Genomic DNA, 12,801 nt, shown 5'->3' with positions numbered 1-12,801 from the left:
CTAATCATTATCATAATTAATTTATATCGGCTGGGCAATGTGATAAAAGTGTTTTTGCAAAAAGATTGATTTTTATAAGATAAGTTAATTTATGGTTAATCTAATATAAAGATTGGGGAGGAGGCAGTTTTTTAACGGAATGGTCTTATATAAAAAAACATGCCGTCTGATTTTATAATTTCAGACGGCATGTTTATTGTGTTAATCATTAATTTTTTGATTCGTGAAAGAATAGAGAAGATTTATTTTCTTCATATTGTTTTTGTTTTTCCGGATCTTTAAATTTGGCTTCCAACAAATTTTCACGACTAAATGTTTGGCTGATACTTTGCTTTATTTCGGGATTCTCTTGAATATAATATAGACCACCGATTAATAACGCGGCAGTAACAATAACGGTTTTACTCATAGCACTATCCTTTTACACCTTGGTCGCTTGTTTTTAGGTTTATGGTTAAAAGGATAAGACAAATGTCATATTTGAGTTGTGGTTCTGTTCCCGACGGTATGTTTCAAGTGTTTGATGGAAAACATGTAACGTTTGAAATTATTATGATATTAAATATAAATAATATTTAAATTTTTAAAACTTTTAAAATGAGTAAAACCGGATTGGTTGCTATGATTGTTTATAGCAAGGCCGTCTGAAACCTTTTCAGACGGCCTGCTCTATGAGTTAATTTTGTTGACAATATCGGATTTTTTCATCCGCTATCGCGCTAAATTCAGTTACAATAGCCGGCATTTCCCGCTTATTTTTTCAACATTGCAAGGATTTCAGACCATGTTTTCAAAAAGCGTTACCATTGAGAAATACGATTCCGAATTGGCTTCGGCCATCGCTAAAGAAGTACAGCGCCAACAAGACCACGTTGAGCTGATTGCCTCCGAAAACTATGTTAGCTGCGCCGTTATGGAAGCTCAAGGCAGCCAATTGACCAATAAATATGCCGAAGGCTATCCGGCCAAACGTTATTATGGCGGCTGCGAATATGTGGATATTGCCGAGCAACTGGCGATTGACCGCGTGAAAAAATTATTTGGTGCGGAATATGCCAATGTGCAGCCGCATTCCGGTTCTCAAGCCAACCAAGCGGTTTATGCTTCGGTATTGAAACCAGGCGATACTATTTTGGGTATGAGCTTGGCACACGGCGGCCATTTAACGCATGGTGCATCGGTGAATATTTCCGGCAAACTGTATAACGCGATTACTTATGGTTTGGATGAAAACGAAGTATTGGATTATGCCGAAGTAGAGCGTTTGGCATTGGAACACAAACCTAAAATGATTGTGGCCGGTGCTTCTGCTTATGCTTTGGAGATTGATTGGGCGAAATTCCGTGAAATTGCCGATAAGGTAGGCGCTTATCTGTTTGTGGATATGGCGCACTATGCCGGTTTGGTTGCGGGCGGCGAATATCCGAATCCCGTGCCTTTTGCCGATTTTGTGACCACCACCACCCATAAAACCCTGCGCGGCCCGCGCGGCGGCGTGATTTTGTGCCGTGACAATACCCATGAAAAAGCTTTGAATTCGGCGATTTTCCCAAGCCTGCAAGGCGGCCCGCTGATGCATGTGATTGCGGCGAAAGCGGTGGCGTTTAAAGAAGCCTTGGAACCTGAGTTTAAAGAATACGCCAAACAGGTGAAAATCAATGCGGCGGCTATGGCTGAAGAGTTGGTAAAACGCGGTTTGCGTATTATTTCCGGCCGCACCGAAAGCCACGTTTTCTTGGTGGATCTGCGTGCTAAAAACATTACCGGTAAAGCTGCCGAAGAAGCATTGGGTAAAGCACACATTACCATCAATAAAAACGCAATTCCGAACGACCCTGAAAAACCATTTGTGACTTCAGGTATCCGTGTTGGCACGGCGGCGATTACTACGCGCGGCTTCAAAGAAAGCGATGCCCGTGAATTGGCTAACTTGTTGGCCGATGTGGTGGAAAACCCGAACGACGATGCAACCTTGCAACGCGTTGCCAAAGCCGCTACGGCGTTGTGCGCAAAATATCCGGTTTATGGTGCGTAAGACTTGATATCGGATGATTAACCTAAAGGCCGTCTGAAATATTTTCAGACGGCCTTATATATTGCACCCCCATGAAAGGGGGTATTTTTACATAAACACCCCTTGACAAGTTTATTAACCGACTTTTGAAAGGGGTCTCAAATGTCATTAACTTTTTATACTGTTACGCCTGAATCAAAACAGTTTCCCAAGTCGTACATACTTCAAGTATTCAACGAAACACAAGATGATGAAGTCGTTTGTGTTCAGACGGTTAACTTCCCTATTCGAAACCCAGCACTTCCCAACAAGGTATTGAACGAAGCCCATGCTTGCGGCCGAATGCTCGTTAACAAAATCATGAACGCGAATATAGCGCGCATGGGGGGGCTGTAATGGAAGCTGCCCGTAAATACCGCATCAAACCAAACCCCGACCGTTTCGGCGGCGGGTGGAATCTTCAGCTTATCCAAGCAGGCAGAATCATTAAAACGCATACAGAACCGCACAACAAATACCCGCAAGGTTTTGAATTTGATGGGAAGAAACACTATGACCTTTCATTCCTTGCGTGCAAATTGAATGGTGAAACGTGGGTTTCAGATGGGGGTATGCCAGTATGAAACGCCGTTGCCCCGAATGTTTGACTTACCGCCATCCGTCCGCCTTTTCAGGCGGTATCGGTTGCGTCTGTGATGTGTGCGCTGCTGCGGCGCAAAGCGCGAAGCGCGGCGCGCTTCCTTGTCTTAATAGTAATAACTGCATTGGGAATCATGCTGAAAGCATGATTAGTAACAAAAACAAGCAATTACCCGAATTTCATGAAAGGTTAAAAAAAGAAGCTGACAAAAAAAGCGCAAAACTGAATGAGTTCAGTACATCGCACAAAAAATCAGCAACGGCTTTAGAGCTGAACGTTCATCAATTCATCGAAACTTTTGGCATAAATCATGTTGGTTTCCTGACGCTTACTTTCGCTGATGATGTGCAAGACGTGAAAGAAGCAAGCCGCAGATTTCATAGTTTGAGAACAAACTTTTTAAGCAAGCATTTTAAACACTATATCTGCGTGTATGAACGCACCAAGAAAGGAAGAATTCATTTCCATCTGATCGTAAACACCCGTGAAGATATACGTCGCGGCCTGAATTTTGCAGCGATTGCCGCGAGAAACTACACAAGCGCAAACCCCGCATTGCGCCAGTTGTGGAAACTGATACGCGAAAACGTCGGTAAATACGGCTTCGGTCGTTCCGAACTATTGCCCGTAAAGACAAACAGCAAAGGCTTAGCGCGTTATGTGGCTAAGTACATTGCAAAACATATTGATAGCCGCAAGCCTGAAGACAAAGGATACCGCCTGATTAGAACAACGATAGACAAAAAAAGCCTTTGGAAGATTGCAACGTCTAATTTTTCCTTCCGCTCGGTAGGTTCTGCTGAATGGCGGCGTAAGTTGGAAAGCTGGGTTGTCGCTATCGAACCCTATTTAAAACAATATGCTGTTGAAATGAAAGGCTATGAAATACCCGATATAGACCAAGAAAATTACAACATTATTTTAAGCGAAGTAATCAGCCCGAAGTGGGCATTTCTAAACCGTGAAATTATTACCAATTTAGCCTAAGAAAGGATAGCCATGAGTAACGAAAACCAAGACAGACAAGCCCCCGTACAGGGATTATTTATCACTGGGGCATTTGACCGCATGATTGTCAAAGAACGCAAGAATGATGACGGCAGTTATACCAAAACCCATTACGTGGGCATGATTGTTAGAACCGAAACGACAACGAACCTTTATCAGGTTCGCACCAAGACACCCGAAAAATACGCATCTTTAAAACAGAATCAGATTGTAACCCTGTGGGTATTCCCCCGCGCATTTAAAGACAACGTGTATTACTCAGACGAAAGCTAAACAGTAAGTTTTCAAGGTTTAGGCGGTGTACCTTGAATTGACCCCTTAAACACCGTCATTTTTTAAAACCTAATTGAAAGGAATTATCATGAAAAATTTGAAGAAAAAACTGCAATACGGCGTTGCCGTTGTGACTACATCTGCGTTGCCTGCTTTAGCATTGGCGGATGAAAGCATAAATTTGTTGGATATTGTAAAAACTGAAGCTACTGGCCTTAAAGCAGGTGTTTTGGCTATTGGTACATTGGTTATCGGCGTATCCGTTGCCTTTGCCATGATTCGCATCGGTAAACGCGGCTCTAATGCAGTAGGTTAAGGCGCGGTTATGGGTTATCAGGTCGGCAGAATCTGCTATCAAACCTATGAAGAAGCCACAAACGTCTTGATGACCCAAGTTGTGCCGACGATAGACAAAGACGGGGTGCTACATCACCCCGTTTTTAACGGCAAGGACTGGGTTTATAAAGAACAGATAATCAAGCCGACGTATCCGCAATGCGAATATGGAGCGTATGCCAAAGCAGGGAAAGAAATAGGTGTAGGCATGGTATCTGCCATCGCGGTGTTATTGGTGGTCGTTGTGGCGTTAAGGTCTGTTGCATTGATTGAGAGTGAAAGTAATGAAAAATGATACCGGAAATAGAATTTTTACTAGGCTTGCTGCCCGCACTGTGCGTGTCGGTGTGCTTGTGTGTTTTAGCGGTAACGCTGCGCTAATCCCGCTTACGGCATGGGCGGATGTACCACCACCGCCCCCTGCATATCACAAACAGATAGACACAAGCTTTCCGAGTGGTCGGGCGCTGATTAATCAGGGATACGACCCGAAGACAGGCGTGTTAAAGGTACAGGTCGATAACAGCGGCAAGCCGAAAGTGAGCGGCAAAGGCGGCGTGATTACGGGCAGGCAAGACGTAAACGTAACGGTTACCGATACCTATGGCAATAAAGCAAAGGTGAAGACGACTGTTGGCCAATCAGTATCTTCAAAATTACTTACGGGTGCTGTTGTAGGAAATTTGGTAGGCAATGCTTCAGCTTCTGCTTATAAGCGATATGGATCCGAATTAGAAAGTAATCTTTCTAATGGTAATTACGGTGCTGCTTTCGTTAATTCGACACAAATTATTGGCGCTGTTGTTGATGGGTTTTTAACAGGTGGTGCTATAGGGGATGCCATTGAAGGGGCTGCTGCCTCTAGAAATAGTTCAATGGCGGATTCTGTGGTGAAAGGTGCTATTTCCTCTTTGAATAGGGGTGGTTCATTTTCTGAAATATCAAAAACGGCAGCCTCATCCCAAGCTAAAGCTGAAAGACAAGGCGACGTAAGCGGTGCGGTTGTATCGGCGACAGTAAAAAAAGCGGCAGAAGCTGCTGAAAAAGCGGCATCGGTCGCTGAAAAGATAGACAAAGGAAAAACAACAGAAACTTATTGGGTGGCATCTGCGCAAGGTCAGTATGCCAAATATGGCGATACTCCTGAAAATGCGTGTTCGGGTGAAGCACCGGGTAGCAATGGTTTGAAATTTTTCTATGTTGACGGTTCATGTTTGGGTGGGGTTGATAAGCCGACATGGTTGTGGGGTTTAGAAGCTAAGACGGTTAAGTTAAAGGTACCGGATTTAAAGCAATCTGATGTAAGCCTATCATCTGGTGAGATAGCGGCAATCTTAAAGAACATGGCTGAACAACAGCAAGCTAACCATGAAGAAATGATGCGGCAATTGACAGCGATTGCTGGCAATACAGCAGTACAAAACGCGACCACATCTAAAAGCGTAACCCCTGTTACCGTTTTAACCGATCCATATACACCCGCCGGTTCAAATACACCACAACAAACCGAATTTAGTTTAAAGAGTGACGGCAGTATTTCTGCAAGGTCGATTTCACGTCCAGATTTAGTAGCTGGCAGTTTTCAGGCTCCGCGACGTACTGAAATAGTTAAGAACACTACTTTAAGTCCTGAAAAGCAGCTAACGCCTGAAAGTAGTCAACAGGATACTAATCAGGGAACGACACAAGGCAGCGAACAGGGTACAAATCAGGGAACGACGCAAGGAACCCAACAGGGTACTAATCAGGGAACGACGCAAGGAAGCCAACAGGGAACCACTCAAGGCACTGCACAAGGCAGCAATCAGGGGCAGCAGAATGACAAACAGGATTTTTGCCGTCAAAACCCGAATTCCGCATCTTGTGCCGATTTGGGCGATACCAGTTATGAAGATTTAGATATACCCGAAAAAACCATAGATTTGCAATTTAAGCCGATAGATGTTTTTGCAACCGATGGAACCTGTCCCGCCCCGATTCGGTATGAGTTAGGCTCGCTTGGTAGCTTTGAAATGGGCTATGACTATATTTGCAGCTTTTTGAGAATGATAAGGCCGATTGTCATACTGGGCACAATCATAACCTGCAGCATGATTGCATATAGCGCGGTTAAGGAGTTGTGATATGTGGGGGAAACTCATAACGGGCGTATTAATGAGCGTGGCAGGCAGACTAATTGCCGCACTGGGTTTGTCTTTCGTGTCGTATGTCGGCCTTAATGAAATACAGGGCTACCTGCTGAATCAGGTACAGACGCAAATAGGGGGCATACCGAATGACGCCTTACAACTGGCCTATATAGCCGGAATGGGGGTGGTTTTGAATTGGATATTCGGCACCTTTGCATTTATAGCGTCCATGAAAACCATGTCCAAGCTGTCGGCAGGCATACAAAGAAAATAGAAAGGAATAAGCATGTTGTATTTGATTACGGGCGTTCCGGGTAGCGGCAAAACATTAAAAATGATATCGGATTTAATGAACCGTAAAGACCTGAAAGACAGACCCTTGTATTTGGACGGCATACCAGAAGTAAAAGGCGATATTATTCCGAATCTGCCGATACCAGAGGGCGAAAGTATGCAGACGTGGCACAAATGGGCACCGACTGGCGCAATACTGGTCATAGATGAATGCCAACGCGTATTCAGACCACGCCCAAGCGGTTCAAAAGTACCCGACTACGTGGCCGAATTGGAAACACACCGCCATAAAGGACTAGATATATTTTTGCTGACACAACACCCCCGACTAATTGATATCAACGTTAGAAGCCTGATAGGTCATCATTGCCATATCAGCAAGACTAATCTGGGCGTTAGGCGTATGTTGGAATGGGAAAGTTGTGGCGATCCGACAAGCAAGGCCAGCGTACAAAGTGCCGTAAAAAGCGTTTATACGTTGGATAAAAAAGCATTTGGCGTGTACAAGTCGGCCGAAGAGCATACGAAAATCAATACAAAACTTAGTCGCGTTGTTTATATTACGCCCGTTGTGTTATTGGTTATCATCGCCGCGGCATGGTATCTATATAGCAGTTGGCAAGGATACACAAGCGAAGAAAGCGCGGCACAAGTTGCCGCGGAAGCGGCAAGCCCCGTTGGGGGTGCGGCGGTGGCGGCTCCCGCCGCAAACGACGCAAGCACGACGGGGCAGTACCCGCCGACGGCAGCCAGTGAACCGGTTACTAAGCCGCATTTGACCGAAGACGATTACAAGCCTGTTATAGACGGCCAGCCGTGGACTGCACCAATATACAACAGTCTTAATAAAAACATACAGACCATGCCGTTTCCTGCGGCCTGCGTGAAGAATGGCGACAGATGCACCTGTTATACAGACCAAGCGACGCCGATTAAAGGCATGGATAAAGCCATTTGTATTGATTACGTTGATAACGGCATATACAATCCGTATAAACAAACGGTAGAAAACAGTGTTTCAGCGGATATTCAAGCGCCTGTTCAGTCATCTAATCAGATAGCAACATTAGGCGGAAAAAGCCCGTCTAGTTTGATGTATGACGGCTATATTGAAGCGGGGGAACAATTTAGATAAGGGGTAGTATGGTTCTTGATATTGTTGTGGGTGGGTTAATACTCTATTTCATTATTGATTTACATAAGAAAGGAAAGTTGTTTCCATTTTTAATGGATGCATTTATAGGGCTTTCTATCGGGGCATTAATTGCAATAATACTTTTTTATTCTTTTTATGCCTAACCAAGTCAAGGGGAGAATGTCTGTAAACGATTGTAATGACGAAGTCTTTATAATCGTTTATAGATACCCCTTGACGCCCCGCCCCTCAAATACGCTTCCTGCTGCACCCGCGGCATACTTGCTGCGGGGGCTGCCACACGGCGAGTGCGGGGTATGGGGTAGCACCCCATAAAAGCGAAGCATTAAGCCCTGATAAATTCAAAACGGATATATCAGGGCTTAGTGTTTGACGAAATGCTAAGTACTGCCCCCGACTTCGTAAGTACGGCCAATGTTAAAGCATGTAGCAAAGATTGAAGCGGGGGCGATTAACAAAAAGAAAGTTTGAACACTATCTAAGGCAAAAAGCCTGTATTCATAAGGTAAAGCAATATGTACTTAGGAATTGACGTAAGCAAAGCAACGATAGACTGCTGTCTGATATCAGGCGGCATTTTTTTTGATCGCCGTTTTACAAACAACACAAGCGGATACAGGAAGCTGAAAGAATGGTTAGACGGCCACAAAGCAACCGAAACGCTGCATTGCTGCTGCGAAGCAACAGGAACCTATTACGAAGCATTGGCGGAATATCTATGCTGTTATTACAAAATGAGTGTAGAGAACCCAAGAAAAATAAAAGGTTTCGGCTCGGCGGTTCTGCAAAGAAGCAAAACGGATAAACAAGACGCCAAACTGATTGCCCAATACTGCAAAGCCATGACTCCTGAAGCATGGCAGCAGCAGTCACCGGAACAAAAACAGTTGCAAGAGTTAACCCGCTATATTGCCCGTATAAAAAAACAACGTGCATCAGAAAGTACAAAACTACAGGCAGCCTCAAGTCATATCAGGCCGCATATTAAAGAAACGATCCAATATTTAGACAGTCTGATAACCAAGCTAAAAAAAGAACTGCAAAACTTTTACAGGCAGAATAAGGAATATCAGAAAAACCGCCAACGCCTGAAAACGATAACGGGTATAGGCGATAGCGCGGCTTCGGTATTGCTCGCGACCATAACGAACAGGTTTCAAAACGCTGGGCAATTGGTCGCCTATTTAGGACTTGACCCGCGCAAGCACCAATCAGGCACAAGCGTTAATGGTAGAAGCCGCATATCGAAAGTAGGGAAATCAGATATACGGGCTTCCCTGTATATGCCGGCTATGGTTGCGTATCGGATGAACGCCTTTCCTGACTTTATAGGCCGTCTGAAAGCAAAGGGGAAGCCGCCGAAGTTAATCATTGTTGCAATAATGCGGAAATTGGTAGTTATTGCGTTTCACCTGCTGAAAAACCAAACGGAATATGACAAAAGCCGTTACAAATAAATAACATAGCTTAACAATGATATATGCAAAAACACCCCGGAAAGGCAGGGTGTGTGGCGATTATTGCCATTTGAATACACAAACGGCATTGACAATACAATACACTATCTTTGCTTTATTAATAGGCTTAATCGAACCATAAACATAAAACAACCGCCATTATGAAAAACGGCGGTTGTTTTGCTTCAGCCAAACTTTTTAATCTTTGGAAAATTCGTTTTCCACTGCTTGGCGGACTTTCTCGGCGGAAGCTTCGATATCGGTTTGGCTAACCTCAACCTGAGCAGTGCTTTCTGTTGCCGCTGTATTGGGTTGGACTGTCGCCGCATTTGCTTCATTGGCTACCGGTGTTGTTGGGTTTTCTTCGGTTTGTTGTGCAGCAGAAGTATCCGTATTAGCATCAGTGTTTTCACTCGGTGCTGTGAGCGGTAAACGGGCGATAATGGTGCTGGTGCCGCTGACTTTATCGCCGATGGCTACTTCGGCACGGGCATCGGTTGGCAGATAAACATCTACGCGCGAACCGAAGCGGATAAAGCCGTAACGTTCGCCGCGGCGCAGGGAATCGCCGACTTGGGTATAGCATAAAATCCGACGTGCCACCAACCCGGCAACTTGAACGAAGGTTAATTCACGGCCGCTTACGGTGGTGGCCAATACGGCATTGCGTTCGTTTTCGGTGCTGGCTTTGTCTAAAGCGGCATTTACAAATTTGCCCTTGTTGTATTCAACGGCGGTTACCGTGCCGTCAATCGGCGAGCGTTGGGAGTGAACATTAAACACATTCATAAAAATACTGATTTTTAAAGCTTCGACTTGGCGGTAGGGGTCGGTTGCTTTTTCTACCACCACAATACGACCATCGACCGGGCTTAATACGGCATCTTTATCTTGCGGGGCATCGCGGCCGGGATCGCGGAAAAACTGTAAGGCGAAAATAGTAAAAATCCAAAACGGCAGCGACCACCAGCAGGCAAAAATCGTTAATAAAATACTGACAACCAATCCGCCTATAATAAAAGGCCAGCCTTCTCGGGCAATAATTGGATGTGGGTAAAAACCGGACATAAATATTTCCTTATTGTAGTTAGTAACAGACGGACGTTTCGATTATAGCCGATACTTGCGAGAAAAGGAAAAGGCCGTCTGAAAAGCGTTAACCGCCGCTTATGGGCTATAATGGCGGCCTTGTCCCATCAATCTTAAGGCTGTCTGAAAACATCATGTCTGATAAACCGCAAGAAACCGTCCGCTTATCCAAAAGAATGGCCGAACTCGGCTTGTGTTCCCGCCGCGAGGCCGACAGTTATATCGAACAAGGCTGGGTGAAAGTAAACGGCCAAACGGCTGTGCTCGGTCAAAAAGTGACCGCAGCAGACCGTATCGACCTTAATAAACAAGCCCATGAAAAGCAGGCGCAACGGGTAACGGTTTTATTGAATAAGCCGGTCGGTTATGTGAGCGCGCAGGCGGAAAAAGGCTATCAGTCTGCCGCCGAACTGATTACGCCGGAAAACCATTGGTCGGGCGATACCAGCCGGATTCGTTTTCACGAGTCGCACCGTTACGGATTGGCGCCGGCGGGGCGGCTCGATATCGATTCGGTCGGCCTGCTGGTGTTGACCCAAGACGGGCGTGTGGCCAAGCAGCTTATCGGTGAAGACAGTACCCGCGATAAAGAATATCTCGTTCGTGTACGCGGCAAGCTGAGCGACGAAGGCTTGCGTTTGCTGAACCACGGCTTGAGTTTGGACGGTGAAAAACTCAAACCGGCCAAAGTGGAATGGCAAAACGAAGATCAATTGCGCTTTGTGTTGCAACAGGGTAAAAAACGCCAAATCCGCCGCATGTGCGAGTTGGTCGGGCTGCGCGTGGTCGGTTTGAAACGTATCCGTATCGGTAAAGTCAAATTGGGCAAACTGCCGCCGGGAAAATGGCGTTATCTTGCCCCGAATGAAAAATTTTAAATTTCAGACGGCCTACTGGTGATATTGATTTCAGCAACGATTGTTATCTGCAAATATGGATAATGAGGTTTCAGACGGCCTATACGCTAGAAAAAGGCCGTCTGAAACTGTGTTGGTTGCCGTGTTATTCCATATATAATCTTGTTTTTTCCAAATATAGTTAATCCGCCATGTCCGAATTGTTTGCCCCTGCCGCCGTTTCCGTTTCCGAATTGAATGCTTTAGCCAGAAGTTTATTGGAAGAGAATTTATTCGGCTTATGGGTGGCGGGCGAAGTGTCGAACCTTACCCGCGCCGCCAGCGGCCATTATTATTTTTCCTTGAAAGACAACCGCGCCCAAGTGCGTTGTGCTTTATTTAAAGGAACGGCGGCAAAGTTGGCTGCACCTTTGAAAGAGGGCGACCATATCGAATTAACGGGCAGAATCGGCATTTATGAGGCGCGCGGTGAGTTTCAGATTACGGTAAGCGATGTGCGCTTGAAAGGCTTGGGGCAGCTATACGAGGCGTATGAAAAATTAAAAGCCAAGTTGCAGTCCGAGGGTGTATTTGCCGCCGAACGTAAAAAAGCCTTGCCCGAACATCCGCGCCGAATCGGTATTGTGACCAGTTTGGCGGCTGCGGCATTGCGCGATGTGGTATCCACCTTAAAACGCCGTGCGCCGGATATTCCGGTGATTGTGTATCCGACGCCGGTTCAGGGGGCAGGCAGCGAACATCAGATTGCGCAGGCGATTCAGACGGCCTCCAATCGTGCGGAAACGGATGTGCTGATTGTGTGTCGCGGCGGCGGCAGCATTGAAGATTTATGGGCGTTTAACGAAGAGCCGGTGGTGCGGGCGATTGAGGCTTGCAGCATTCCGGTGGTGAGCGGAGTGGGGCATGAAACGGATTTCACCTTGGCCGATTTTGTGGCCGATGTCCGCGCGCCGACGCCGACGGGGGCGGCGGAATTGGTCAGCCCCGACCGTATGGAATCCATCCGCAAACTGGAACACTCCCAAGGCCGTCTGAAAACGGTATTGGCACAACGTTATTATGATGCCAGCCAAAAACTGGATTGGTTGGCCCGCCAAATCAGGCATCCGCAGCAGAAATTGGCCGAGCAGCGCAATCAGGTGGCGGCGTTGAAACAGTTATTGCATACGGGCATGTCGAACCGCTACCGCTTTCATGTACAGCAATGGGTGCGCAGCCGTCAGGCACTGGCTTATCTGAAGCCTGATATTGCCGCCGCACGCCGTGACGTTCTGTTGTTTCAGACGGCCTTAAAGCAAAACCGGCAAACCTTGTTGGATAACCGCCGCCAACGTTTGGAAAAACAGGCGGTATTGCTTGATGCAGTGTCGCCGCAACATATTTTGGAACGCGGTTTCAGCGTGGTGAAAAACAGCCGCGGGCAAGTGATACGCAATGCCCATGTGTTGAAACAGGGGCAGAAACTGCACATTACCTTTGCCGACGGGGAAGCCGATGTTCGCGTAACCAGCGAACACAAGCAGCCTGATTTGTTTGATTATTCTTAAT

16 protein-coding genes are annotated in these 12,801 nt (G+C 46.1%); 14 read left to right on the top strand and 2 right to left on the bottom strand.

All coding sequences use genetic code 11. The features are described 5' to 3' along the window. Positions 1-208 precede the first annotated feature (208 nt). A complete protein-coding gene (locus D0T92_RS08155; RefSeq protein ID WP_151051860.1) occupies positions 209-409 on the bottom strand; it encodes a hypothetical protein in 201 nt (66 codons plus the stop codon). 375 nt (positions 410-784) lie between these two features. Between D0T92_RS08155 and glyA the strand changes: the two genes are divergently transcribed. The 12 genes from glyA (at position 785) to D0T92_RS08100 (ending at position 9,307) form a co-directional block, all read left to right on the top strand. Beyond that, entirely contained in the window at positions 785-2,035 is a 1,251-nt protein-coding gene (gene glyA, locus D0T92_RS08150) for a serine hydroxymethyltransferase (RefSeq protein ID WP_151051858.1), read from the top strand. 141 nt (positions 2,036-2,176) lie between these two features. Then, complete coding sequence (locus D0T92_RS08145; protein ID WP_151049859.1) at positions 2,177-2,410, top strand: hypothetical protein; 234 nt, start codon at positions 2,177-2,179, stop codon at positions 2,408-2,410. Further along, on the top strand, positions 2,410-2,637 hold the full coding sequence (locus tag D0T92_RS08140) for a hypothetical protein (RefSeq protein ID WP_151049862.1): 228 nt from the start codon (positions 2,410-2,412) through the stop codon (positions 2,635-2,637). Before D0T92_RS08145 ends, D0T92_RS08140 begins: the two co-directional genes overlap by 1 nt. Beyond that, positions 2,634-3,641 carry a rolling circle replication-associated protein gene (locus D0T92_RS08135; RefSeq protein ID WP_151049863.1) on the top strand — a complete coding sequence of 336 codons (1,008 nt, stop codon included), beginning with the start codon at positions 2,634-2,636 and terminating at the stop codon, positions 3,639-3,641. The genes D0T92_RS08140 and D0T92_RS08135 overlap by 4 nt, the downstream gene beginning before the upstream one ends. 12 nt (positions 3,642-3,653) lie before the next feature. Beyond that, positions 3,654-3,935, top strand: a complete 282-nt coding sequence (locus D0T92_RS08130; RefSeq protein WP_151049865.1) for a hypothetical protein — start codon at positions 3,654-3,656, stop codon at positions 3,933-3,935. Positions 3,936-4,023: 88 nt separating this feature from the next. Then, positions 4,024-4,251 carry a hypothetical protein gene (locus tag D0T92_RS08125; protein WP_151049867.1) on the top strand — a complete coding sequence of 76 codons (228 nt, stop codon included), beginning with the start codon at positions 4,024-4,026 and terminating at the stop codon, positions 4,249-4,251. 9 nt (positions 4,252-4,260) lie between these two features. Further along, on the top strand, positions 4,261-4,566 hold the full coding sequence (locus D0T92_RS08120) for a hypothetical protein (protein WP_151049869.1): 306 nt from the start codon (positions 4,261-4,263) through the stop codon (positions 4,564-4,566). Then, the gene (locus D0T92_RS08115; protein WP_151051856.1) at positions 4,556-6,394 is read left to right on the top strand and encodes a virulence factor TspB C-terminal domain-related protein; all 1,839 of its coding nucleotides are present in this window, start codon (positions 4,556-4,558) and stop codon (positions 6,392-6,394) included. Before D0T92_RS08120 ends, D0T92_RS08115 begins: the two co-directional genes overlap by 11 nt. Position 6,395: 1 nt before the next feature. After that, entirely contained in the window at positions 6,396-6,674 is a 279-nt protein-coding gene (locus D0T92_RS08110) for a DUF2523 family protein (RefSeq protein WP_151049873.1), read from the top strand. 12 nt (positions 6,675-6,686) lie between these two features. After that, a complete protein-coding gene (locus D0T92_RS08105) occupies positions 6,687-7,829 on the top strand; it encodes a zonular occludens toxin family protein (protein WP_151051854.1) in 1,143 nt (380 codons plus the stop codon). 8 nt (positions 7,830-7,837) lie between these two features. Further along, on the top strand, positions 7,838-7,993 hold the full coding sequence (locus tag D0T92_RS11405; RefSeq protein ID WP_191963624.1) for a hypothetical protein: 156 nt from the start codon (positions 7,838-7,840) through the stop codon (positions 7,991-7,993). 372 nt (positions 7,994-8,365) lie between these two features. Then, entirely contained in the window at positions 8,366-9,307 is a 942-nt protein-coding gene (locus D0T92_RS08100) for an IS110 family transposase (protein ID WP_151049877.1), read from the top strand. 198 nt (positions 9,308-9,505) lie between these two features. Here the strand turns inward: D0T92_RS08100 and D0T92_RS08095 are convergent, their stop codons facing one another. Next, the gene (locus tag D0T92_RS08095; protein ID WP_151051852.1) at positions 9,506-10,375 is read right to left on the bottom strand and encodes a phosphatidylserine decarboxylase; all 870 of its coding nucleotides are present in this window, start codon (positions 10,373-10,375) and stop codon (positions 9,506-9,508) included. Positions 10,376-10,530: 155 nt separating this feature from the next. On the opposite strand from D0T92_RS08095, the gene D0T92_RS08090 reads away from it, so the two are divergent. Together D0T92_RS08090 and xseA are read left to right on the top strand one after the other, a co-directional pair. After that, on the top strand, positions 10,531-11,274 hold the full coding sequence (locus D0T92_RS08090; RefSeq protein WP_404821647.1) for a pseudouridine synthase: 744 nt from the start codon (positions 10,531-10,533) through the stop codon (positions 11,272-11,274). A gap of 170 nt (positions 11,275-11,444) precedes the next feature. After that, on the top strand, positions 11,445-12,800 hold the full coding sequence (gene xseA, locus D0T92_RS08085) for an exodeoxyribonuclease VII large subunit (protein WP_151051851.1): 1,356 nt from the start codon (positions 11,445-11,447) through the stop codon (positions 12,798-12,800). Position 12,801 lies beyond the last annotated feature (1 nt).

Source organism: Neisseria zalophi, from assembly GCF_008807015.1.
Taxonomy (GTDB): domain Bacteria; phylum Pseudomonadota; class Gammaproteobacteria; order Burkholderiales; family Neisseriaceae; genus Neisseria; species Neisseria zalophi.
The sequence above is the reverse complement of the archived record's forward strand: the minus strand, read 5'-3'. Positions and strand labels throughout refer to the sequence as shown.